At 40.3% G+C, this 20,374-nt stretch carries 30 protein-coding genes; 19 read left to right on the top strand and 11 right to left on the bottom strand.

What is annotated here, in order from left to right; genetic code table 11:
• Nucleotides 1-30 precede the first annotated feature (30 nt).
• Nucleotides 31-1,410: an MATE family efflux transporter gene (locus tag ACXQIQ_RS03135; protein ID WP_439300190.1), complete on the bottom strand. Its 1,380-nt coding sequence runs from the start codon at nucleotides 1,408-1,410 to the stop codon at nucleotides 31-33.
• A gap of 122 nt (nucleotides 1,411-1,532) precedes the next feature.
• Here ACXQIQ_RS03135 and ACXQIQ_RS03130 point away from each other — a divergent pair, with 122 nt between their 5' ends.
• The 5 genes from ACXQIQ_RS03130 to ACXQIQ_RS03110 all read left to right on the top strand — a co-directional run bounded on the left by ACXQIQ_RS03130 (nucleotide 1,533) and on the right by ACXQIQ_RS03110 (nucleotide 6,080).
• Complete coding sequence (locus ACXQIQ_RS03130; protein WP_439300191.1) at nucleotides 1,533-2,543, top strand: NADP-dependent oxidoreductase; 1,011 nt, start codon at nucleotides 1,533-1,535, stop codon at nucleotides 2,541-2,543.
• Between the two features lie 95 nt (nucleotides 2,544-2,638).
• Nucleotides 2,639-3,259, top strand: coding sequence for a LysE family translocator (locus tag ACXQIQ_RS03125; RefSeq protein ID WP_439300192.1), 621 nt, complete (start codon nucleotides 2,639-2,641; stop codon nucleotides 3,257-3,259).
• A gap of 17 nt (nucleotides 3,260-3,276) precedes the next feature.
• Nucleotides 3,277-4,014: a hypothetical protein gene (locus ACXQIQ_RS03120; RefSeq protein WP_439300193.1), complete on the top strand. Its 738-nt coding sequence runs from the start codon at nucleotides 3,277-3,279 to the stop codon at nucleotides 4,012-4,014.
• A 20-nt stretch (nucleotides 4,015-4,034) separates the two neighbouring features.
• Nucleotides 4,035-5,261 (top strand): S41 family peptidase, encoded by a 1,227-nt coding sequence (locus ACXQIQ_RS03115; RefSeq protein ID WP_439300194.1) that lies wholly within the window; start codon nucleotides 4,035-4,037, stop codon nucleotides 5,259-5,261.
• Nucleotides 5,262-5,363: 102 nt separating this feature from the next.
• Nucleotides 5,364-6,080 carry a class I SAM-dependent methyltransferase gene (locus tag ACXQIQ_RS03110; RefSeq protein ID WP_439300195.1) on the top strand — a complete coding sequence of 239 codons (717 nt, stop codon included), beginning with the start codon at nucleotides 5,364-5,366 and terminating at the stop codon, nucleotides 6,078-6,080.
• A gap of 59 nt (nucleotides 6,081-6,139) precedes the next feature.
• On the opposite strand, the gene ACXQIQ_RS03105 is transcribed toward ACXQIQ_RS03110, so the two are convergent.
• On the bottom strand, nucleotides 6,140-6,913 hold the full coding sequence (locus tag ACXQIQ_RS03105; RefSeq protein ID WP_439300196.1) for a DeoR/GlpR family DNA-binding transcription regulator: 774 nt from the start codon (nucleotides 6,911-6,913) through the stop codon (nucleotides 6,140-6,142).
• A 362-nt stretch (nucleotides 6,914-7,275) separates the two neighbouring features.
• Here ACXQIQ_RS03105 and ACXQIQ_RS03100 point away from each other — a divergent pair, with 362 nt between their 5' ends.
• A complete protein-coding gene (locus ACXQIQ_RS03100) occupies nucleotides 7,276-8,142 on the top strand; it encodes a GNAT family N-acetyltransferase (RefSeq protein ID WP_439300197.1) in 867 nt (288 codons plus the stop codon).
• A 14-nt stretch (nucleotides 8,143-8,156) separates the two neighbouring features.
• Nucleotides 8,157-8,663, top strand: a complete 507-nt coding sequence (locus ACXQIQ_RS03095) for a DUF6141 family protein (RefSeq protein ID WP_439300198.1) — start codon at nucleotides 8,157-8,159, stop codon at nucleotides 8,661-8,663.
• A gap of 14 nt (nucleotides 8,664-8,677) precedes the next feature.
• Here ACXQIQ_RS03095 and ACXQIQ_RS03090 read toward each other — a convergent pair whose 3' ends face one another.
• Nucleotides 8,678-9,565, bottom strand: coding sequence for a cation diffusion facilitator family transporter (locus ACXQIQ_RS03090; protein ID WP_439300199.1), 888 nt, complete (start codon nucleotides 9,563-9,565; stop codon nucleotides 8,678-8,680).
• A 143-nt stretch (nucleotides 9,566-9,708) separates the two neighbouring features.
• Between ACXQIQ_RS03090 and ACXQIQ_RS03085 the strand changes: the two genes are divergently transcribed.
• Together ACXQIQ_RS03085 and ACXQIQ_RS03080 are read left to right on the top strand one after the other, a co-directional pair.
• On the top strand, nucleotides 9,709-10,023 hold the full coding sequence (locus ACXQIQ_RS03085) for a thioredoxin family protein (protein ID WP_439300200.1): 315 nt from the start codon (nucleotides 9,709-9,711) through the stop codon (nucleotides 10,021-10,023).
• Nucleotides 10,024-10,153: 130 nt separating this feature from the next.
• Entirely contained in the window at nucleotides 10,154-10,399 is a 246-nt protein-coding gene (locus ACXQIQ_RS03080; RefSeq protein WP_439300201.1) for a hypothetical protein, read from the top strand.
• Nucleotides 10,400-10,443: 44 nt separating this feature from the next.
• On the opposite strand, the gene ACXQIQ_RS03075 is transcribed toward ACXQIQ_RS03080, so the two are convergent.
• Nucleotides 10,444-11,811, bottom strand: coding sequence for a YjiH family protein (locus ACXQIQ_RS03075; RefSeq protein WP_439300202.1), 1,368 nt, complete (start codon nucleotides 11,809-11,811; stop codon nucleotides 10,444-10,446).
• Nucleotides 11,812-12,162: 351 nt separating this feature from the next.
• Between ACXQIQ_RS03075 and ACXQIQ_RS03070 the strand changes: the two genes are divergently transcribed.
• Both ACXQIQ_RS03070 and ACXQIQ_RS03065 read left to right on the top strand, forming a co-directional pair.
• Nucleotides 12,163-12,261, top strand: coding sequence for a YjcZ family sporulation protein (locus tag ACXQIQ_RS03070; RefSeq protein ID WP_226548748.1), 99 nt, complete (start codon nucleotides 12,163-12,165; stop codon nucleotides 12,259-12,261).
• A gap of 163 nt (nucleotides 12,262-12,424) precedes the next feature.
• Complete coding sequence (locus ACXQIQ_RS03065) at nucleotides 12,425-12,646, top strand: spore germination protein (protein WP_439300203.1); 222 nt, start codon at nucleotides 12,425-12,427, stop codon at nucleotides 12,644-12,646.
• Between the two features lie 96 nt (nucleotides 12,647-12,742).
• Here the strand turns inward: ACXQIQ_RS03065 and ACXQIQ_RS03060 are convergent, their stop codons facing one another.
• From ACXQIQ_RS03060 to ACXQIQ_RS03035, 6 genes are all read right to left on the bottom strand, one after another.
• Nucleotides 12,743-13,171 carry an Hsp20/alpha crystallin family protein gene (locus ACXQIQ_RS03060; protein ID WP_439300204.1) on the bottom strand — a complete coding sequence of 143 codons (429 nt, stop codon included), beginning with the start codon at nucleotides 13,169-13,171 and terminating at the stop codon, nucleotides 12,743-12,745.
• 14 nt (nucleotides 13,172-13,185) lie between these two features.
• Nucleotides 13,186-13,428, bottom strand: coding sequence for a spore germination protein GerPB (locus ACXQIQ_RS03055; protein ID WP_439300205.1), 243 nt, complete (start codon nucleotides 13,426-13,428; stop codon nucleotides 13,186-13,188).
• A gap of 12 nt (nucleotides 13,429-13,440) precedes the next feature.
• Complete coding sequence (locus tag ACXQIQ_RS03050) at nucleotides 13,441-13,812, bottom strand: spore germination protein GerPE (RefSeq protein ID WP_439300206.1); 372 nt, start codon at nucleotides 13,810-13,812, stop codon at nucleotides 13,441-13,443.
• A 4-nt stretch (nucleotides 13,813-13,816) separates the two neighbouring features.
• Nucleotides 13,817-13,996 carry a spore gernimation protein GerPD gene (locus ACXQIQ_RS03045; protein WP_226548758.1) on the bottom strand — a complete coding sequence of 60 codons (180 nt, stop codon included), beginning with the start codon at nucleotides 13,994-13,996 and terminating at the stop codon, nucleotides 13,817-13,819.
• The gene (gene gerPC, locus ACXQIQ_RS03040) at nucleotides 13,986-14,624 is read right to left on the bottom strand and encodes a spore germination protein GerPC (protein WP_439300207.1); all 639 of its coding nucleotides are present in this window, start codon (nucleotides 14,622-14,624) and stop codon (nucleotides 13,986-13,988) included. Before gerPC ends, ACXQIQ_RS03045 begins: the two co-directional genes overlap by 11 nt.
• A gap of 112 nt (nucleotides 14,625-14,736) precedes the next feature.
• Complete coding sequence (locus ACXQIQ_RS03035) at nucleotides 14,737-14,961, bottom strand: spore germination protein (protein ID WP_439300208.1); 225 nt, start codon at nucleotides 14,959-14,961, stop codon at nucleotides 14,737-14,739.
• Between the two features lie 142 nt (nucleotides 14,962-15,103).
• Here ACXQIQ_RS03035 and ACXQIQ_RS03030 point away from each other — a divergent pair, with 142 nt between their 5' ends.
• Both ACXQIQ_RS03030 and ACXQIQ_RS03025 read left to right on the top strand, forming a co-directional pair.
• Nucleotides 15,104-15,328, top strand: a complete 225-nt coding sequence (locus ACXQIQ_RS03030; RefSeq protein ID WP_439300209.1) for a spore germination protein — start codon at nucleotides 15,104-15,106, stop codon at nucleotides 15,326-15,328.
• 26 nt (nucleotides 15,329-15,354) lie between these two features.
• Nucleotides 15,355-15,822, top strand: a complete 468-nt coding sequence (locus tag ACXQIQ_RS03025; protein ID WP_439300210.1) for an Hsp20/alpha crystallin family protein — start codon at nucleotides 15,355-15,357, stop codon at nucleotides 15,820-15,822.
• A gap of 47 nt (nucleotides 15,823-15,869) precedes the next feature.
• On the opposite strand, the gene ACXQIQ_RS03020 is transcribed toward ACXQIQ_RS03025, so the two are convergent.
• Nucleotides 15,870-17,261: a S8 family peptidase gene (locus tag ACXQIQ_RS03020; protein ID WP_439300211.1), complete on the bottom strand. Its 1,392-nt coding sequence runs from the start codon at nucleotides 17,259-17,261 to the stop codon at nucleotides 15,870-15,872.
• Between the two features lie 381 nt (nucleotides 17,262-17,642).
• Between ACXQIQ_RS03020 and gvpA (ACXQIQ_RS03015) the strand changes: the two genes are divergently transcribed.
• The 6 genes from gvpA (ACXQIQ_RS03015) to gvpN are packed head-to-tail and all read left to right on the top strand — an operon-like array spanning nucleotide 17,643 to nucleotide 20,357.
• The gene (gvpA, locus tag ACXQIQ_RS03015; protein ID WP_439300212.1) at nucleotides 17,643-17,900 is read left to right on the top strand and encodes a gas vesicle structural protein GvpA; all 258 of its coding nucleotides are present in this window, start codon (nucleotides 17,643-17,645) and stop codon (nucleotides 17,898-17,900) included.
• Between the two features lie 41 nt (nucleotides 17,901-17,941).
• Nucleotides 17,942-18,334, top strand: a complete 393-nt coding sequence (locus ACXQIQ_RS03010) for a GvpT/GvpP family gas vesicle accessory protein (RefSeq protein ID WP_439300213.1) — start codon at nucleotides 17,942-17,944, stop codon at nucleotides 18,332-18,334.
• 30 nt (nucleotides 18,335-18,364) lie between these two features.
• Nucleotides 18,365-18,811, top strand: a complete 447-nt coding sequence (gene gvpQ / locus ACXQIQ_RS03005; RefSeq protein WP_439300214.1) for a gas vesicle protein GvpQ — start codon at nucleotides 18,365-18,367, stop codon at nucleotides 18,809-18,811.
• 23 nt (nucleotides 18,812-18,834) lie between these two features.
• A complete protein-coding gene (gvpA, locus tag ACXQIQ_RS03000) occupies nucleotides 18,835-19,098 on the top strand; it encodes a gas vesicle structural protein GvpA (RefSeq protein WP_439300215.1) in 264 nt (87 codons plus the stop codon).
• Between the two features lie 58 nt (nucleotides 19,099-19,156).
• Nucleotides 19,157-19,423 (top strand): gas vesicle protein GvpO, encoded by a 267-nt coding sequence (gene gvpO, locus ACXQIQ_RS02995; protein ID WP_439300216.1) that lies wholly within the window; start codon nucleotides 19,157-19,159, stop codon nucleotides 19,421-19,423.
• Between the two features lie 22 nt (nucleotides 19,424-19,445).
• Nucleotides 19,446-20,357 carry a gas vesicle protein GvpN gene (gvpN, locus tag ACXQIQ_RS02990; RefSeq protein WP_439300217.1) on the top strand — a complete coding sequence of 304 codons (912 nt, stop codon included), beginning with the start codon at nucleotides 19,446-19,448 and terminating at the stop codon, nucleotides 20,355-20,357.
• Nucleotides 20,358-20,374 lie beyond the last annotated feature (17 nt).

The raw sequence follows: 20,374 nt of genomic DNA, 5'->3' as shown, positions 1-20,374 counted from the left end.
TTATCCATAATATCGGATGCGTCTTCCTGATTATGAAGTGCCTTCAGGAACATCCTCTGTAAGCTTGTTAGCATATCTATTTTGTAGCCATCTAAGTCGGAGATAGAGTGTAATCGCACCGCTCGTCAGTCCCGAACTCAAACCGATCCAATATCCGAAAGCACCGAAATCAGTATAGTTTGCCAAAACAAATCCAAGCGGTAGTCCCACGACCCAATAAGAAATCAATGCCATGATCAGTGTGATGTTGACGTCTTTATAACCTCTCAGTGCACCCTGAATCGGAGCCGCAATGGCATCTGAAAGTTGGAAGAAGATTGCATAGATCAAGAAATGCGCAATCAACTGTAAAACGGCCTGATCTTTCGTATACAAGCCTGCGATTTGTTCATTGAACAGAAGTAGCAGGACAGCAGACAAGAGTGCAAAACCAACAGCAATGATTATTCCCAAGACACTGTATTGCTTGGCGTCTTTCGGTCGATGAGCCCCAATTTCGAACCCTACTGCAATCGTCAAAGCCATCGATACACTAAGGGGCGCCATGTAAAGTAAGGAGGCAAAGTTGATCGCGGCTTGGTGGGCAGCAATGGTGACGGTATCAAATCGACTCATTAGAAGTGTAACTGCTGCAAATATGCTCACTTCAAAGAAAATAGATAAACCGATTGGAACTCCGATCTTCAATATCTCTTTCCACTTCCCGAACGATACTCGATAAAAAGTTTTGAAGATGCCATAAATTGAAAATGGTCGTATCCGATGGACTACCAATAGGACAACGAAAAAAATGAACCAGTATGTGATAGCAGATGCATATCCAGCTCCGATTCCTCCGAGTTCAGGGAAGCCAAGTTTTCCGAAGATCAATAAGTAGTTGAACAATACATTAACCGGTAAAGATAGGAGAGTGATGAACATAGTGGTTCTCGTCTCTCCCAATGCATCAATGAAACTTCTTAATGCGGTGTACACGAATAAAGGCAAAATTCCAAAGGCTAATCCGATTAAGTAATGCTTTGCGATATAAGTCACTTCATCGGTAAGATCCATACCATTTAAGATCAAATCCAGTACCAAAGAACCGAGAAGAACAACGACAACCGACAAGAAGATGGCAAGGTATACGCCTTGTAATACTGAAAATGATACTTGACCTTCCTTTTTCGCCCCGATCAATTGAGCCACAATCGGTGTCAAAGCCATTAAAATACCTGTCAATCCAGTGAAAACCGGTACCCAAAGACTTGAACCGATTGCAACACCAGCAAGATCATTTGCTCCAGCACGACCACTCATGACCGTATCAAAAAAGTTCATGGCCAACAAACCGACTTGAGTAATCAGTATGGGTAGGAGAATGACCATGAATTGACGTAATTTTCCTGATATCGTATCTGTCTTATACATAATAACGACCTCTGTTTCAAAAATTCATTACAACTATCCATTATACATATCCAAGCAATCTATTTCCTTTCTTTCTACTTGAAATTTATAATGGATGACAAGTGGAAAGGTGGAATGTGAGAATGAAAGCAAAACAAATCCGTTTAGGTAAGAGACCAGTTGGTATGCCAAATGAAGACAATTTCAAATGGACTGAAGAGGACTTAAGAGCTCCAGATACCGGAGAAGTGGTGCTGAAGGCGCTATACATCTCTGTAGATCCATACATGAGAGGACGTATGAATGATCAGAAATCCTATGTAGAGCCTTATGGCTTGGATGAGGTCATCTCAGGAGGGGTGATTGCTCAAGTCCACCAATCGAACAGCACGGAATTGGAGGAAGGAGATTTCGTCATCGGCAATCTAGGGTGGGCGACCTATCAACTCGCACATGAAGATGCCCTACGTAAAATCGACCCTTCTCAAGCCCCTCTCACAACTCATTTAGGTGTGATCGGAATGCCTGGTATTACAGCTTATTTCGGATTATTGGATATCGGAAAACCAGAGCCCGGCGAAACAGTCGTCATTTCTGGAGCAGCTGGTGCGGTCGGAACGGTCGTTGGACAGATTGCTAAAATCGCTGGCGCTCGTGTAGTAGGTATTGCAGGATCGGAAGAGAAACTTGCCTATCTTAAAGATGAGCTGAAGTTTGATGCAGTGGTGAATTATAAGTCTGATGATTTACAAGAATCGTTGAAACAAGCTTGCCCAGATGGAGTAGATGTCTATTTTGATAATGTAGGTGGAGAAGTCTCAGATGCCGTACTCAGATTAATCAATAAAGGCGCACGAATTCCGGTTTGCGGACAGATTTCACTTTATAACTTGAAAAAACCCGATTTAGGTATACGTGTTCAGCCAAACTTACTCGTAAATAGCGCTTTGATGAAAGGCTTCATTGTATCTGATTACGGCGCGCACTTCGAAGACGCAGTATCCGATTTAGCCAAATGGTTACAGGAAGGTAAATTACAATACAAAGAGACAGTAGTTGAAGGATTTGAAAGAATACCAGATGCGTTTATAGGACTATTCAAGGGCGAGAATATCGGCAAATACATCGTAAGAGTTGCAGAACCTTCAAACTAGAATACAAGAATACTTGAGCTGATTCAATTTATATTGGGTCAGCTCAATATAATTTGATAAACTAGATAAATAGTACATAAAAGGAGAATAGTTCATTGGATATAAACACGATCAGTTATTTCATCTTAGCATCTGTATTATTGACAATTACACCAGGACCAGATTTCATGTTCGTATTTGCGCAGAGCGTTTCGCATGGAAAGAAAGCAGGAATTGCCACAGGTCTTGGGTTATGTACAGGCCTCATCGGTCACACACTAGCTGCAGCAATCGGGATTTCAGCGATTCTCTATCAATCTAGCCTCGCTTTCAACTTGATAAAGTTCATCGGGGCCATCTACTTATTGTATCTTGCTATCCAAGCCTTCAGAGAGAACGCCCAGCCTGAGCAACAAAAAGTGAAACAGTATACCTTATCAGCGTTGTATAGGAAAGGCATCTTCATGAACATTTTGAACCCGAAAGTGTCCATTTTCTTTCTTGCATTCCTTCCTCAATTTGTATCTGTGAAAAGCGGTGCCGTACCATTGCAAATGACGATTTTAGGAGTATTATTCATTGTTCAGGCACTGATCATTTTCACTGTATTGTCTATTTCTGCAGGAACAGTGGGAGAGAAACTTTGGGGGAATCCAATAATCGTCAAATGGATCAACCGCATGAAAGGGTTGGTATTCGCATTCTTCTCTATCCGGCTGTTGTTTGAAGGGAAATAACGATTGGAGAGAGTCTTATGACAAAAATATTAGGTATTGGTTGGGATGTCGGTGGATGGATGGGATCCAAACAAGGGATTGCCGCTGCCACATTCAATCTTGACACACAAAAGTTCGAATGGATTGGCACACCGAGGAACACCAATCTGAAAAAACATCAACACTGGACACCTCAATCCATATTAGAAGCATTGGACCCTAAAATAAGTATAGAAGAATTTGAGGAAGTTACAATTGGAATGGATGCTTCTCTAGGCTTTCCTATAGCCTACAGAAAGCTCGTGAATCAGGAAGATCATGAGCTAAAATTCCCATCCAAAGAAATACAAAACCCGTTTGCATACCGCGATACAGAGCGACATATTTTTGAGAAGTTTGGCAAAAAACCGCTTTCTGCTCCATTTGACAAACTCGGCAACAATACTACGTTGGCTTTATCTTATGCCTTGAAATGGAGCCGAGAGGAAGGCTTTAAAATGATTCCTCAGCAAGGGAACAAATCGAGTAAACACGTGATGATTGAAGTTTATCCTGCGTTGGTGAAGTCTATGGAACAGTCCTTTATTAAGGAAGAGATTCTTAAACGGATCCCATCTGAAATCAATCCGAGATCAGATGCGTATGATGCAGCCATATGTTCAATCTTAGCTTTACTATTTAAAGGGAATGGGCAATTCATCGAGAATGTTACCTTACAAGACCCTTGCATACATAAAGAAACCGCAACAGAAGAAGGGTGGATTTATTACATTTAAAATAGAGGAGTTTGTTTCGTATGGGATTTAGGGAGATTTTTAAAGAAATTGTCTCAATCATGCATGAGGATTATTCAGGATGTGAAGCGAAAAAGGGTTGGGATGATCCCGACTACTTCTTTAGAGAGCTTAAACTAGCCGATCAGAACGGTTCATTAGATAACCAAACCTTTTATGAGATCGTTACTGATTACTTGTCAGCTTTCAAGGATCAACATGTTAAATTTAAGATGATGGAAGGAACATCGAATTTAAATTACATAGGTTACCGAGTAGAATATTATGTTAACAAATTGTATGTTACCCATGTAGATTCGGAAAAAAGGCTGAGTCCTGGTATGAAAATCACCCAGATTGATCAACAGCCTCTTCATACATACGATACAAATGAACAAAATTGGTCAAGCGTATTGGAAAGAGCAAAATGTATTTCCATTGAAGATCTGCAAGGAAATGTGCTTGAAATGGATATCCGCTTCTATGAAAATCCGAAGCATGATTCAAAGTATACATATATGGATATCCGCTCCGATGTCGGATTGTTATCGATCAATGACTTTATGGACAAGGAACAAATGGTGACTTTGTTGAAAGAGAATCACAACAAGATCATTAAAAAAGAAAAATTGATCATCGATATTAGGAGTAACAGAGGGGGCATGGATGCGGTATATGAACCTCTGTTGAAGTATATCTTCCCACCTGAATCCATCATCACATATGATTCAACTTATCATCTGATTACAAAACGGAACTACGATAACAGAATGGACCTATTCAATGGATTTCTCGAACAATATGGGCAAGACGATGTTATTCTCTCATTCATCGATAATATGAAGAAATATAAGGAACAAGGTTTTGTCCAATTCGATTTGGATACTAATGAAGAAGTGATTGATGGACTCACAGCACCTGAAACTGTGATGATCATAACCGATCGATATTGCGGCAGTTCGGGAGATCAATTTGCCTTGATTGCTTCACAATCTCCTAAAGTTAGGATGATAGGTAGACCTACAAAGGGGGTATTGGATTATAGCAATGTTGCCAAAGAATCTTTCCCTTCCAAGGGGTTCGAACTCTGGTATCCTACATCAATCAGTGATCGAGTCCAACAAGGAAAAGGGATTGACAATATTGGTGTACAGCCTGACCACCATATCCCTTGGACCCCTGAACACCTTGATGAAGATGTCGATTTGCGTCATGCATTAGATTACAATAACCGACTTCAAAAGGCTTAAGATGTTGTTATTTTAGTATAGTTGACTATAGTCCGCATTAATTTACACGTACATACCAGCCTTTTTGACGAAAATGATCAGCTATAAACAGGAGTGTACAGTATGGAAAAGTCTATCTCATACGAGTCATATCAAAAGCTAGCCGATTATTATTTCCGCCATGTAGATACAAAACCATTTAATGCGTATTATGAACGACCAGGCACGTTATCCTTATTGCCAGATGTAGAAAATAAAACCGTACTCGATGCAGGATGTGGTGCAGGTTGGTATACGGAGTGGTTACTAGATCATGGTGCAAAAGTGACGTCTGTTGATTTCAGCGAAAACATGATCAACATGACAAAACAACGTGTTGGAAAAGTAGCAGAAGTGTTCACTGCTGATTTGAATCAACCGTTAAACATCCAATCTAACAAATATGATGTCATCGTTTCGGCGCTTACGCTTCATTATTTAAAAGATTGGGAAGGAACCATGCAGGAATTCAATCGTATACTCAAAAACAAAGGGAGACTCATTTTTTCCGTACACCATCCATTCATGGATTTCACACTGTTCAATTGCGATAATTACTTTGCAACGGAATTATTGACAGATGAATGGGAAACGCCTGAGGGTTCAGTGGAAGTGCAATTCTATCGCCGCCCTTTGAATGAAATATTAAAGCCGTTATACTTGAATGGATTCGTCATCGAAAAAATCATTGAACCAATGCCGACAGAAGAGTTCAGAAAAGTTCTCCCTGAAAAATATGAGCGATTGACAAAACGTCCACAGTTCCTATTTGTGCGTGCACAAAAAATGACCGATCTATAAAGACGACCCCCATCTTTTAAGCACTCAGCTTCAATAAGATGGGGGTTGTTTTGTGCATTTTATTTTGTGGATTTGTCAGCGACAATCAATTCCACATTGTTTTCCTCGAATATCTCCTCAAAGACAGCTCCAGGATGTTTGTCAGTAATGACCTTGTCGATTTGATGGCACTGAATACTTCTATAAAACGCTTCTGAACCAAAAGATGAATGTCTGATGAGAACAATTACTTCGTCTCCTCGTTTAATCATAGCCTGATTCACCAAGGCTTCTTCCTCGCTGCTGTATGAAATCCCTTCTGCTGTCATTCCTTCAGCTCCAATAAACACTTTATCAGTATGAAAATCATTTAGACTTTTGATCAATGTTGGACCGTACAAAAAACTTTTGTTTTTATTGTATCTTCCACCAAGGAGATGAATGTGTACATGTTCACGCTCAGAGAGTATATGAAGCAAGGCGATGGCATTTGTAACGACCTTAATATGAGGTGTTGTTAATACATTCGTTAAAGACTCAACTGTTTTAGATCCATCCAACAGTAGAGAATCGCCTTCTTTTACAATGGATTTCGCATAGTTCGTGATCCTTTGTATCGAGAGCGCGGAATACCCGTTTGATTCACTGTTTTTACTAAGCTCAGGTAAAGATGATGTACGTAATTTCGCACCACCTCTCGTCCTGATTACGTCAGTATCCTTTTCCAGTTTTACAAGATCCCTTCTAGCTGTATCTCTAGATATCTCATACCTCTCCATCATTTCACTTACGGTTATACGTTTATGATCTTTTAAGTATTTTTTTATTTCAATTAAACGTTCATCTTGATACATAATCGACCTCACTTGTTACGCATAGTAGTATTTAATTCCATTATAAGTGTTTTAAGTAAAGTAAGCAAAAAGTATTTACGCAAAATTACTTATAATTACTTATTGATTAGAATAGTGAAATGGCTTATGATTGATTATATACCTTAAAGAAACGGAGAATAGGTTATGATTGGTTTTATCCTTATCACTTTACTCGTATTCTTGGAACTGAGTCTTTTGCTGATGGTCCGGAACGAAACTTCATAGACGATTCTCATCATGTGTAGAGACAAAGTGGGTACGGAAGGAAGGATTCCGTACTTTTTGTATGTAATTATAAGGGTACTGACATTACAATAGACGTTCGAAGGAAGGGTAGAGAAATGGAAGCTATAACTTTTACTAGTGCAAGGAAGTACGCAGAGTATGCTCATCACGATTTGTATAAACAAGAAGCGTTAAACAATCTTCCTATCGGCATATTGAATCGCTGTGTAAAACAGGAACAAGAAGGGACGCAGACTGATCCACCTCCTTATTTTCTAACCATACAGAACGGTCATGAACCTGTGCTGTACTTGTTGATGACCCCACCATACAAAATGGGGGTGTTTGGCGATCCGCTAAATCCAAAGATAAAAAGCGCAGTCGAATATGCCATCGACTATTTGTTGACCGAAGGGGTTCCTTTACCTGGTGTCATTGGAGAGAAATCGATTTCTAAGCTTTTCGCAACCATTTGGGCTGAAAAAACAGGAAAATCATATAAAATGGCAATGGATCAACGTATCTATAAACTGACGAAAGTGAAAGAAGATATCCAAAGGTCCGGGAAATTACGGCTCGCTACATTCAATGATTTAGATGTCATTAAAGAATGGGGATATCAGTTTTCATTTGTTACCGAAAATCCTTTCACTAAAGAGCAGGCAGAGGAAAAAGCAAGGCAATTCATACAGGAACAAAGTGTTTATCTATGGCTGGTCAATGATGAACCGGTATCTATGGCTCGGAAAGCACGCGGTACGAAAAATGGAGTCAGCGTTAATTTTGTTTACACTCCTCCTGAGCATCAACGGAAAGGTTACGCTACTGCCTGTGTAACTGAACTGAGCGATCGGTTGTTGAATGAGGGATATTCATTCTGTACGTTGTATACGGATCTATCCAATCCGACGTCCAACAGCATTTATCAGAAGATTGGTTACAACCCGATCGGAGATTCCGTCGTTTTTCAGTTTGACAGATAAGGACGTGGTTTAGAGTGGAAAAGATCATGTATGAAGAGAAGCAAAAGATGACGTTATGGTGGGTTGTTCTTATTGTAGTCGCTTTAACCAGTTTGATGTGGTACGGCTTTATACAACAAATCATTTATGGACTACCTTTCGGAACCAATCCTGCTTCTGATCCAGTCTTGATCGTGTTATGGGTTTTGTTCGGTATCGGATTTCCCATTTTCTTTCTTACCTTGAGACTGGAAATAAAGGTTACGGATCAGTCCATCCACGTTCAATTTAAACCATTGATGATCAAGAAACAAACCTTTCTTTTTTCAGAAATCAATTCTATCCAAGTTGAAACCTATCATCCGATAAGGGAGTTTTGGGGTTATGGGATTCGGATTAGCCTAGATGGAGAAAAAGGATATAATGTAAAAGGGAACCATGGGATAAGAATCGAACTCAAGAATGGAAAAAACATGCTAATCGGTACCCAAAAACCGGATGAAGTTAAAGAGGTACTGGACAGTATTGTTTGGAAGGAATGATGTTAAAAATCGCATCAATTACAGCCATCACAATGTTCTGGTTCCTCTTCAATCTGAATCGTTGTGTGATTGATGTTGAAATCCCTTCTTAGTTGATCCGATGCCTGGTTCAATATGCCTTGATAATTACTCCCAGGCTCCACTACGATATGGCAGCTTAATGCAACATAGCCAGATGTAATCGACCATACATGCAAGTCGTGTACACCTTTAATTTGTGTAAGTGATTCAAGTGATACCTTAATATCACTTATGCTAATATGTTGTGGTGTGCCTTCCATTAGCACATGGATCGCTTCCCATGTTACCCGCCACCCGCTGATCAGAATCAATATGGCAACGATGACACTAGCTAAAGGATCCGCATAACCCCAACCGGTCCATATGATGATCACTGCAGCCAAGATAGCACCTATAGAACCTAGTAGATCCCCAATAACATGAAGAAGAGCGCTTTTGACATTCAAGTTGTCATGGTGATTTCCTTTCATCAGTATGTAGACCACAACCAAATTGATTATCAATCCGATCGCCGCAATGGAAAGCATCCCATATCCAGCTACATCGGGAGGGTCCATAAACCTCTCATACGCTTCATATATGATGAATAAAGAAATCACAACTAGCGCTAAACCATTTATGAATGCGGCGAGAATTTCAAATCTTTTGTAACCAAATGTTTTAGAATCATTTGGTTTTTTGCTTCCGAAATGAACGGCTAGAAAGCTCAGTCCAAGGGATGCAGCATCACTGAACATATGACCTGCATCAGATAATAATGCAAGGCTGTTCGTCCATAACCCGCCAACTACTTCGACAGTCATGAATATACTGATCAAGAAAAACGATATTCGCAACGCATTTTTATTCTCATAGTTATGTTCGTGTTGATGGTGGTCCATGATTGCCTTCCTCCCGACCATGTCATTTTTTATAGGATACTCGGAACCCGCTTATTTTACATCATTATATTGAAAACAGATTGATTAACAAACGTATTGCTCTTTTGTATACTAGTATTGAAAGAACAAGAGGGGGAACCAGTATGAAAACAATAACAAGTGAAAAAGAATTTTATGAAATCATCAACCAAGATACAAAGTCAGTCGTGAAATTTGAAGCAGATTGGTGCCCGGATTGTAAGCGTCTTGATATGTTCATTGGTGATATCATTGAAGAAAATAATGATAAGCAATGGTATCAGATCGACAAGGACGATTTTCCTGAGCTAGCTGAAAAATACGAAGTGATGGGGATTCCGAGTTTGCTTGTGTATGAAAAAGGTGAGAAAAAAGGTCACTTGCACAGCGCAAATGCCAAAACACCTGAATCTGTCCGTTCATTCTTTGAGGAACAATAATTGTCCGAGATAAGAGGTAGGCTAAACAGCCCTACCTCTTTTTATTTTATTCACCTAACATAGGCGATTATCCGTTACCAAATATCCCTTCCATCAATACTGTAATAACAGATGGAAGGGAGAGGTGAATATGAAAAGAAAATCGAGTGGTAATGCTAACCATGATGTTGAAACGAATCAGGCCGAAGAAAGAGAAAGACCAGAAGTCAACATTTGGGACGCAATGTGGGGGATCGGTGTTGATGATTCAGATGAAGAAGAACTGGAACTAGAAGATCACGAAGAAGAACTTGATGAGGAACGGGAAGAAGATGAGACAGAAGAAGAAGTTGATGACGAAGAAAAACGTATACGCAACTTCTGGTTTAACTGGTAACATTAAATAGGCTGACCCAATTTAATCAGGTCAGCCGTCTTTTTTTAAAATATGATATGTGCCATGATGACGATGACAGGCAACGTAATCAATGTTCTTTCTAGGAATATGATTACGAGATCCTTGAAGTTCACTGGTATTTTAGAACCTAGTAACAAACCACCGACTTCAGACATGTAAATCAATTGTGTTACGGATAGACAAGCTATGATGAACCTTGTCATTTCACTTTGGATAAGTTCAGACGCGATCAGTGCCGGCAAGAACATATCTGCAAATCCGACAACCATTGTTTGCGCAGCAGCTGCAGCCTCTGGTACTTGCATGATTTGAAGGAGAGGTACAAATGGTGCACCGATCCACTCAAAGAATGGTGTATTTTCAGCAACAATCAATGCGATTGTCCCGATTGCCATAACAATCGGAATGACACCCATCCACATGTCGAGCACATTTTGAGTTCCGCCTTTGATGATGGCATCAAAACTCCGCGTCTTTTTTGCAGTTGCGGCTGCAGAACGAAGCCCATGCCCCAAAATGGTCATCCCTTCAGGAATTTCCTCGCTTTTTTGAACGTCAGATTCATCCACATATGTGTCCTTTTTCTTTGATAGCGGCGGAATCCTAGGCATAATTAATGCCGCAGCTAGTCCAGCCAACACGATCGTCAGATAATATGGACCGAAATACGCTTCTAACTCCATCTGCTGAAGGACAACGATCGTGAATGTAATGGATACGACTGAGAAGGTCGTTCCGATTACAGCTGCTTCACGCTTGGAATAGTTCCCTTCCTGGTACTGCTTACTTGTCAATAGCACACCGATCGTACCATCTCCCAACCAGGATGCAAGACAGTCGATCGAAGAACGGCCTGGTAATGTGAAAAGCGGTCTCATGATTTTTGTCAATAACGCTCCGAACAACTCTAGTAACCCAAAGTTCAGAAGCAATGGTAAAAATAATCCCGCAAATAAAAATACGGAAAAGAGGACTGGGATAAGCCCCTCTAGCAGAAGACCTCCCGTTGCATCTGACCATACAGCCTCAGGTCCAAGTTGGAATAAAGTCATGACTGCAAAAATCAATCCTAGTACTCTAGCAAACACCCATATTGGGCGAACCACTAATAGAGAATTCAGAAATGGTCTTTCCGTTAGGAATGTAGGCTTCAAGATTGATGCAAATAGGGTCAGGACAACCGTAAGAGCAATGATGATCGTCATAATTGCAGGAAGTTTTCCTTCCAACACCTGTTGTACCCAATCTGCGAGAAGTGCGACAGGTATCGTGACTTCTCCTTTGAAAGTAATCGGTATCATAAACAGGAAAATACCGATTAGAGAAGGAATGGCGAATTTCAAGTAATTGAATAATGTAAGTTGATTTGAGTTCGTCTTTTGTTGGTCCATCTAGTTCGTTCACCTCTCTGTTGAAATATGAAATCCTAATCTCTCCGCATACCTTGATATTCAAAGCTTTGCCCATATCGATCCAGACTGAATAAACATGAAAGGATACGAGTTTTTGCTTGGATGAATACGAGGCAGCAATTAAAAAAGAGTGCATAACGATGCATCTCTAAAAACGAAACAGTATAATTATAACATACTTAAATTTTCAAAAAAAGGTGAAATTTCGAGCGTTTTTCTTAAAAAAATAAAAAAACTTTAAAAAATATCGCCACTTGTACCTATCAAAAAAATCACACATACATAGGATGTATTGAAAAGAATATTCTTTCAAGACCTTAAGGGAGGAGGATGTATTTCATGGGTTACGGCTATGGAGCAGGTTTTGCCTTGATCGTAGTATTGTTTATTCTCCTTATTATTGTAGGATGTGCTTGTTTCCTATACTAAGGAACCAACCTACTTAGGTAAGTGAAAGGGGTACTCACTCCTTTTACTACCTATATATAAATGAATATAATATAGAATAAACATTCATCTATTGAAGGGTTGGCCTATATAACCAGGTGGGTCCGACTCTTTTTCTTTTGAGACAAACTGAAGGAGTGTATATATGCCATCTATCATATTAGGTGCCATCAAGATTTCAACTGTCAATGATGGAAATGTCAATTTTGGAGACCTGTTTTATAATTCACCCGTTTCTACTTCAAAATCAGTTACAGGTTCAGGGGGAGGAAATACTGGGGATTTTTCTCAAGTGAATAACCTGTTCAGCGCAGTTGTAGCTATTGATCCAGATGTCTCGGATAGCAACAATGTTGGAAACGTATAAAAGGAAAGGGCTTACCGATCATTTTGGGACAACTCATACACCTTAAGGGTGTTAGCGACATGAGATGTGTGCAAAATTTTCGGGCAAGCCCTACTATTATTCTCCATGATCTTTGATTTGTACCTTCTTTTTTGGACGGTCATCGGTCAAAAGTCTATAAAGTCGAATATATAAAACACCTTTTTGATAATAGGCATCAATCGGCTCTTCACGGACTGAATAAGGTAAAGTGATATCCCGCTCGAATCTCCCTTGGAATATTTCATCTTGTTTCAATGACATCCCATGCGTTTGTAACGTCGTATTGCCAATTAATTTTATGGAACTTTTGTATACATACACTTCGACATCATCTACACGATTCAATCCAGGCAAGGATATGAGACATAACAGTTCATTATCAGATTCATAAATATTCACCTGCGGACTTTGTTTCTTAGGTTGCTGATAATCCGGAAAGAAGCTTTGATTCATGTATTTATCTGCAACTTGCTTCCATTCCATCATTTTAGACCAAGTATCCATACAATCTCCTCACATTATGTTGCTTTTGGTTCACGTGGACCTGATAAAGGCACAAGAGGTCCTTCAAAAGGTTGCTCAATGACACTGCCGAATGGATTTTCAATTGCCGGTGCAGGTCCGGTATACCCTCCCGTATTGGAAAGGTATGAGACCGGTTTGATGACTCCGCTCGTTCCAATTTGAAGTACGGAAGAGTTGGATAGACCATCGATTCGGATGGTTTGGATTGAGATCGTTTGATTGACGTATACATTCATCCCCAAACCCTCCTAATCATATGGATTCAAAGTAAACTGTCGGATATGCTTCACACGTGCTTCATTGCAAATGTAATCAGTCTTTCCGACACGTACTACTGAAGAAGCAGCTATACCGATGATTTTTATGGAGTTGACATGAATTGCTGGTACTTCTTGAACCGTGTTGACAGGAATGGTTTCATATTCGAATGGAGGGAATGGTGCGGTAAACATCGGATACATATCAAACTCGTGCTCTTTTGGATCATAGGTCGATTCTTGTCTTTGTACAGCCAAGGCTTTGGAAGAAGGGGTGAGGATTCTGGTATCACCAATCTGGACAATGGACGCAGAAACAAGGGAAGTGATTTGCATATTCTGAACAACAGAAGTGCGATCCATCTGATTATTCCTTTGATAACGGGACGAGAGGCGTACCAATGATCAATGATTCAGGTGGCGTGTCGAACATGGATTGACAGTTGATCACATCACTATCTCCGACAAGTACCATCGCGGATGTACCAATACCGATGATTCGGATATCTCCTACAGATATATCCCGGTTGATGACATTAAGTTCCATCCTGTTGGCCTCCTTGAGATTTCTTCTTTTCATTATTTAAGTATATTTCAATTCCCGTCAAAATATCTTTTTTGATTTGTGTCATGATTCGATCAGCCTCTTGAGAAGGATTGGATCGGATGTTTTCCTTTTTCGCAGCCATCATATAATGTGGTAGTCGTAACCCCATCTGTTTCTTGATATCTTCTACCACCAATTTCAACTGGGATTCATTCAATCGGTACTGGGTTTGTCGTTCGACTTTCTTAATATCATTGAACACATCATTGTTTAAATAATGATCGACTCCTTGGTTGATCCAGTTATACATTTCATTCGTATAGGGTGCTTCTGTATCTTGTTGCTGTTGATTGACCTTGAAGTTTCCTCCATTTACGCCGAGATCCTCAATATTTTCAAAACCGTTCCCACCAGGGGTGAGACCGATATTCAACGTACCTTCAAGGGTTTCTATTTTTAATTGATCGAACTTGTATTCAATGGATGTCTGGGGTGAGCTTTTCAATTGGCTCAATTCGTTTTGCAGGGATGTGATCATGTTCTCAAACGAATCCGTTTTCGCTTGTAATTGTCTGATCATCTCTTCTAGCTGTTGGATTCGCTGGTGTAAGTAATTGATGTTGCTCAAGCCCATCACCCCCTTATTTCTAACCTATGCGGAATGGATAAGTTTTTAACACAGCCTCCGCATAAATATATGAAACAAGTCGTCAGGATGAAGTGGAATTTCGATAGAGCGGCTAGCCCTGATTTCCGATATTACTTGAATCAATGACATCCGAGTCTATGGTGTGTGTCACACTATAGCCATTATTGACCTGAAGGTAATCCCCCGTATTGAAAGAGCCTGCGCCGGCAAACGTCTTCGTTTGACTTTGAGGTGACATATGGTACACATCTCCCACATTGAAGATGGCTGTGCCGGATATTTCGTTGATTTTGATAGCTCCAACCATGGCAGGCATGTGTAAAACATCCTTTAGAAGTTATTTCTTTCAACATATGCATATACCTAATTGATTGTTAATGAGTACCCCTTTCTATTGATATGCATACAATACCTTAGTAAATCAGCCCAAGGATCCTTTCAAGAAAGGGGAGAGTCTTTTGCCTTCGGTCATTTTAGCTCCAATTAAAATCAGTACAGTTGAAAGTAATGGAACCGTGAACTTCGGGGATACATTGTACATTTCTCCAAAATCCACATCTAAATCTGCAAGTGGATCGGGTGGAGGTAACACTGGCGACTTCATGCTTGTGAACAACTTCTGGAATATGACGAATACGTTGGATCCTGATATCAGCGATTCCAACAACTTAGCGAACTTCTGATGATAGGATAAAGGAGGGAGTATACAGTGGACTTCTGGAAGGAACAATTGAAAAACCTTTTTAACGATGAACGATTGGATGGGTTGTTGAAATCGATCGATCAACAATTGGCACATTCTCTGAAAGAATTCGACCATCACTTAAACCACTTTCAAAACAATTATTTCTTTCATGTCGATAGTACTGAAACAGAAAATGAAGTGATCATTCAGGCAACTTTACCGGTAAGTGACCAAGATAAAGTGAATCTTGATTTGGTGAACCATCAGTTAAGAATCTTGATTCAACGGTTTGAGACCGAACAGATTCAAAACAATGAAGGGGAGATCCTGAAGAAAGAAAATTTCTCAAAACGGATTGAAAGATATTTGCCTTTACCCCCCAATGTTGCTCCTAAAAGCATCAAAGCTTCTATGTCCGGCAATCGTCTGACAGTTAAAGTTCCTAAAGGTAACCATAACCATTCTCAAATTATTGAAATTGACCAAGAGTGACAATCCTGTAAAAGAGGATGCCCGTTGAAAGTCCGGGCATCCTCTTTTTATCGTATACCTTTGAACCATTTTCCAAAGTTGCTCAGGGGATTTTTCGTTTCATTAGCAGATTCGAGAGCTGATGCAACGTTGATCACACCGTTTCCAGTGTAAATATCTTTGCCAGGATCGCCAACATCATCTGTCGTCTCTTCAATGATTCGTATGATGTCGCTATTCTTCAGATCCGGTTGATAAGACTTGATGAGACCAGCAAGTGCAGCAACGTGCGGAGTCGCCATCGAAGTACCGGAAAGCGATGCATATTGTCCTTCTAGATAAGTGCTTGCAATATCCACCCCAGGTGCTGCGACATCAATATAATCTCCATAATTCGAAAACTCAGCTCGGTTCAAGTTCAGATTGACAGCTGCAACTCCGATGACGTTGTCAAAGGCTGCCGGATAACTCGTCTGATTCGTATTCTCATTCCCAGAAGCGGCAACCATGATGACATCTTTTTCATAAGCGTAGTCAATCGCTTCCTTCAATGCCTTAGAGGCTTTATAGTTCCCTAAGCTCATGTTGATGACGTCAGCTCCATGCTCTACTGCCCAACGAATTCCTTGAGCGACATCGAAGGATGTTCCATATCCATCTGCATTCATCGCTTTGATTGGCATAATCCGGTTATACCAGGTCATACCGGCAATACCGACACCATTGTTCGTCTCTGAAGCGATGATTCCTGCGACATGGGTGCCATGTCCGTTGTCATCATTCGGCATTGGTGATTCATTCAACACATTGTAACCATCCACAATTCTTTTAGCTAGATCGGGATGCTTCATATCAATACCTGTATCAATGATAGCGATGATGACATCTTCATTTCCTCTGGATATCTTCCATCCGTCTTCCGTTCTGATAGCAGGCAGGTTCCATTGGTAACGACTATATAATTCATCATCCGTTTCGTTTTGCAAGTAGATGTAGTTCGGTTCAGCATAAACTATACGATCTTGTTCGTTGAAATATTGAACAAGCTTCGGAGTTGAAAGGGTATTCGACTTGAAGATATAAGTCGAATCCAGTTCTTTTCTCACCTGACCATCAATTTCATTGGCAAAACGACTCAATTCTTCTTTCGTTGGTTTCCGATTGAATTTAACGGTAACTTCACGGTCTTGATAGTGACTGCTTACTTTTGTTTTATGACGAATGACACCAATCGATGAACTTGTATCTAGTTTCCGTACCAGATTTTTACCATATTGAATGGAATCCATCTTCACTAGTTGATTAGATTGCTTTGTAGAGAGTTTGTCTGGAATGATCCGTTTTGTAGAATCTTCTCCTACAACGAGCGGTGCTTCCACTTCATCAGCAGGGAGTAAGAGAATGACGCCCGTAATCAACGCGAGAACAGCAACGGTTAGTGTCCAATTTTTACTTCTCATCAGAAAGCCTCCTCCTAACATCTATCGTTAGGATGTGTATTTTCAAGGAAAATATTTAAAAAGGCATTCCATATGAGCAACGGTCAATTTCTATTCTGAAATAGAGAAAATACCATTCAATATAAAAAAATATAAACTGTAATCAAATTGTTATGTTTGTCTTATTAGAAAGAGTTTTCAGCAGAGAACCTTTACATAGCAGGCAATTTTCCATTTCGAATAAACTTTATTCGATAATAATATATGAAAATATTGGTAAGTCCATCAAATAGATAGGTTTTGCGGTTTTATTCCAATTTGTTAGCGGGTATATCCCCATTATATTTAAGAAAAAATATTCAGATTTTCAATGATTTGATCTCTAGGAAGGGAGCGATTCAGTTGAGTATCCAAAAGACCACGGACAGCTCGAGTTTAGCAGAAGTCATCGATCGTATTTTGGACAAAGGGATAGTGATAGATGCCTTCGCCAGGGTCTCACTTGTCGGTATTGAAATTTTGACAGTTGAAGCTCGGGTCGTCATTGCAAGTGTTGATACGTGGCTTAGATATGCCAATGCGGTAGGATTGCTTCGAGATGATGTCCAGGAAGAAGGACAGATTGAAGAAAGAAATCGCCAGGCTCAATTCAGTATTTGATGCACATTTTATTAAGCAAGATTAGAAGGGAGTGATACCTATTGGCAAATCAATCAAAAAAAGATGACTCCAATCAAACGTTATCGATGAATTTCGCTGTATTGGGAGGAATTATTGGTGCTGGCATCGGACTACTGACTACTCCTGGTACGGGAAAGAAAGTGATTCAGAACATCAATCAATCCGAAACGATGAGAGCTGCAGGAAACGAGTTGAGACGAACAGCACAACAAATCATCACCGATCAATTAGTGATGACGTTTCGTGAAACTGCAGCAGGATACAGGCTTAAACGTGATGCTTCCCAAGGTAACCAGCAGGAAAATGATGATTCAGATCGTTATCAAGAGTTGAAAGAAGAAAACAAACAATTGAATGAACATCTTCAACGCATAGAAGAGAAGCTCGATGCCCTGATGGAAAGTAAGAAATGAAAACCCTTGACTCTGTGAAGGGGGGATCACATGGCATCCAAGCCTATCAAAAAAGTCATCAACAAGGCTGTACAGCTCGCACCATCCAGCCTGAAGGAAAAAGCGAAAGAAAAAGTAAAAGAGCACGCCGTTGAAAAAGTAGAAGACCATGTCCAATCAAAAGCGGACCAAGTATCGGATCGTATGGCTGATGCGAAAGAAGAAAATGCAGAAAAGGTACATGGTCAGGCAGAAAAGGCGAAAGAGAAGGTACAGGATGTCTTATTATCTGTAAGGGACAAGCTTGAGAAAGTAAAGGATGCAGGTGAAGAATTCCAACAAAAGCTGTCCTCTAATGAAAATACCAAGATAAAAGGCGTAAAGAACATTAAAAGTGTCCAGGAGATCAAAAGCTCTCAGAACATCAAAAGCTCTACCCAGATTAAAAGTTCAACAAATATCAAATCTTCTACAGATATCAAGACGTTAGGATCCTAAAACACAGAAGGGAGACATTCATCATGTCTGTTCAAAAAACGACGGATAGCTCAAGTTTGGCAGAGGTAATCGATCGGATACTCGATAAAGGAATCGTCATTGACGCATTTGCACGGGTCTCTGTCGTAGGAATCGAGATTCTTACAGTGGAAGCACGTGTGGTCATTGCAAGCGTAGACACCTGGCTTCGATATGCAGAAGCAGTGGGACTTTTACGTGATGGAGTTGAAGAAGAAGGACTACCTTCTCAAAGCAATGAAAGAAGAAGTGCACAATTCAGTGTATAGGGAAATGGGGCTTCATTAAAGCCCCTGCTCCTACCATCAGATTGAAGTGGAGGCGGCTATGGAAATCAAACAAATCATGAATAATGTTGCAGAATTCTTCAATGAACATGTGGCCCCGCCGCATAAAATTACTTCTGTTGAAGCGCGGGAAGATGAAGGTTGGAGTGTCACCATAGAAGTGATCGAGGAAAAAGAGTATATGAAGAAATACGCAAAAGACGAAATGGTCGGTACTTATGAAGTGCTGGTCAACAAAAATAAAGAGGTCACTTCTTTCAAACGGCAAGATATAAGATATCGAAGCGCACTCCATGTTGAAGTCTAAAGGAGAGCAGTAGGAGGCTTCAATGGCTGAATTGAGAGAAAAAAGAATGAAAGATTCAAGGGCTTTGATAGAGGACCAAGAAATGACACATCTCCTATACCGATCCTTACAATACTTGAAAGCTGGGTATCCAGTACATTTCACAGGTCCGACGGGTTCGGGTAAAACCTCCCTCGCTCTAGCCCTTGCTAAGAAAAGAAAAAGACCTGTGATGCTCATTCACGGTAATCATGAGCTCGATAATAAAGACTTGATTGGAGATTTTACGGGATATACAAGCAAAAAAGTGGTCGACCAATATGTCCGTTCCGTTTATAAAAAGGATGAAAGCGTTACTGAAACATGGAGGGATGGACGACTCCTAGAAGCGGTCAAAAATGGATACACCCTTGTGTATGATGAGTTCACTCGGTCTCGACCGACGACGAATAATCTATTTTTATCCATATTGGAAGAAGGGGTTCTACCGCTATACGGATCGAAAACGACAGAACCTTTTGTGAAGGTCCATCCTGATTTCTCGGTGATCTTTACAAGCAACCCCGGGGAATATGCAGGGGTATTCAATAGCCCCGATGCTTTATTCGACCGGATGATCACGTTATTCGTCGAGTACAAAAGCAAAGAGAAAGAAGCAGAAATCGTTTCTGAAAAGCTAGGTATGGATTTAGAAGATGCAGAAGCGATTACAAACTTGGTCTCCTTATTAAGAGAACAAGGCACAGTAGATTGGAATGGACCTAGTTTAAGATCATCATTAATGATTGCCAGAATTGCGATGGAAGATGATATCCCTATTGAAGGGCAGAACGAGGAATTCCAACAACTCTGTATCGATATACTTGCTTATCCATTGAGTCAGTCAGCTACAGAAGAGGGGATCACATCATCAGAAGCATCGAAACGGGTCATCCAAGCATGTGAGAAGTTATAATGAAAAGTCGGTATAGG

Source organism: Pseudalkalibacillus sp. Hm43, assembly GCF_054170705.1.
The sequence above is the reverse complement of the archived record's forward strand: the minus strand, read 5'-3'. Positions and strand labels throughout refer to the sequence as shown.

What these genes read in the sequence shown, in the direction of transcription:
- ACXQIQ_RS03135 (WP_439300190.1), bottom strand. Translation starts at nt 1,410, where the DNA reads ATGTATAAGACAGATACGATATCAGGAAAATTACGTCAATTCATGGTC.
- ACXQIQ_RS03130 (WP_439300191.1), top strand. Translation starts at nt 1,533, where the DNA reads ATGAAAGCAAAACAAATCCGTTTAGGTAAGAGACCAGTTGGTATGCCA.
- ACXQIQ_RS03120 (WP_439300193.1), top strand. Translation starts at nt 3,277, where the DNA reads ATGACAAAAATATTAGGTATTGGTTGGGATGTCGGTGGATGGATGGGA.
- ACXQIQ_RS03115 (WP_439300194.1), top strand. Translation starts at nt 4,035, where the DNA reads ATGGGATTTAGGGAGATTTTTAAAGAAATTGTCTCAATCATGCATGAG.
- ACXQIQ_RS03110 (WP_439300195.1), top strand. Translation starts at nt 5,364, where the DNA reads ATGGAAAAGTCTATCTCATACGAGTCATATCAAAAGCTAGCCGATTAT.
- ACXQIQ_RS03105 (WP_439300196.1), bottom strand. Translation starts at nt 6,913, where the DNA reads ATGTATCAAGATGAACGTTTAATTGAAATAAAAAAATACTTAAAAGAT.
- ACXQIQ_RS03100 (WP_439300197.1), top strand. Translation starts at nt 7,276, where the DNA reads ATGGAAGCTATAACTTTTACTAGTGCAAGGAAGTACGCAGAGTATGCT.
- ACXQIQ_RS03090 (WP_439300199.1), bottom strand. Translation starts at nt 9,565, where the DNA reads ATGGACCACCATCAACACGAACATAACTATGAGAATAAAAATGCGTTG.
- ACXQIQ_RS03085 (WP_439300200.1), top strand. Translation starts at nt 9,709, where the DNA reads ATGAAAACAATAACAAGTGAAAAAGAATTTTATGAAATCATCAACCAA.
- ACXQIQ_RS03080 (WP_439300201.1), top strand. Translation starts at nt 10,154, where the DNA reads ATGAAAAGAAAATCGAGTGGTAATGCTAACCATGATGTTGAAACGAAT.
- ACXQIQ_RS03075 (WP_439300202.1), bottom strand. Translation starts at nt 11,811, where the DNA reads ATGGACCAACAAAAGACGAACTCAAATCAACTTACATTATTCAATTAC.
- ACXQIQ_RS03070 (WP_226548748.1), top strand. Translation starts at nt 12,163, where the DNA reads ATGTATTTCATGGGTTACGGCTATGGAGCAGGTTTTGCCTTGATCGTA.
- ACXQIQ_RS03065 (WP_439300203.1), top strand. Translation starts at nt 12,425, where the DNA reads ATGCCATCTATCATATTAGGTGCCATCAAGATTTCAACTGTCAATGAT.
- ACXQIQ_RS03060 (WP_439300204.1), bottom strand. Translation starts at nt 13,171, where the DNA reads ATGGATACTTGGTCTAAAATGATGGAATGGAAGCAAGTTGCAGATAAA.
- ACXQIQ_RS03055 (WP_439300205.1), bottom strand. Translation starts at nt 13,428, where the DNA reads ATGAATGTATACGTCAATCAAACGATCTCAATCCAAACCATCCGAATC.
- ACXQIQ_RS03050 (WP_439300206.1), bottom strand. Translation starts at nt 13,812, where the DNA reads ATGGATCGCACTTCTGTTGTTCAGAATATGCAAATCACTTCCCTTGTT.
- ACXQIQ_RS03045 (WP_226548758.1), bottom strand. Translation starts at nt 13,996, where the DNA reads ATGGAACTTAATGTCATCAACCGGGATATATCTGTAGGAGATATCCGA.
- ACXQIQ_RS03035 (WP_439300208.1), bottom strand. Translation starts at nt 14,961, where the DNA reads ATGCCTGCCATGGTTGGAGCTATCAAAATCAACGAAATATCCGGCACA.
- ACXQIQ_RS03020 (WP_439300211.1), bottom strand. Translation starts at nt 17,261, where the DNA reads ATGAGAAGTAAAAATTGGACACTAACCGTTGCTGTTCTCGCGTTGATT.
- gvpQ (WP_439300214.1), top strand. Translation starts at nt 18,365, where the DNA reads ATGGCATCCAAGCCTATCAAAAAAGTCATCAACAAGGCTGTACAGCTC.
- gvpA (WP_439300215.1), top strand. Translation starts at nt 18,835, where the DNA reads ATGTCTGTTCAAAAAACGACGGATAGCTCAAGTTTGGCAGAGGTAATC.
- gvpO (WP_439300216.1), top strand. Translation starts at nt 19,157, where the DNA reads ATGGAAATCAAACAAATCATGAATAATGTTGCAGAATTCTTCAATGAA.
- gvpN (WP_439300217.1), top strand. Translation starts at nt 19,446, where the DNA reads ATGGCTGAATTGAGAGAAAAAAGAATGAAAGATTCAAGGGCTTTGATA.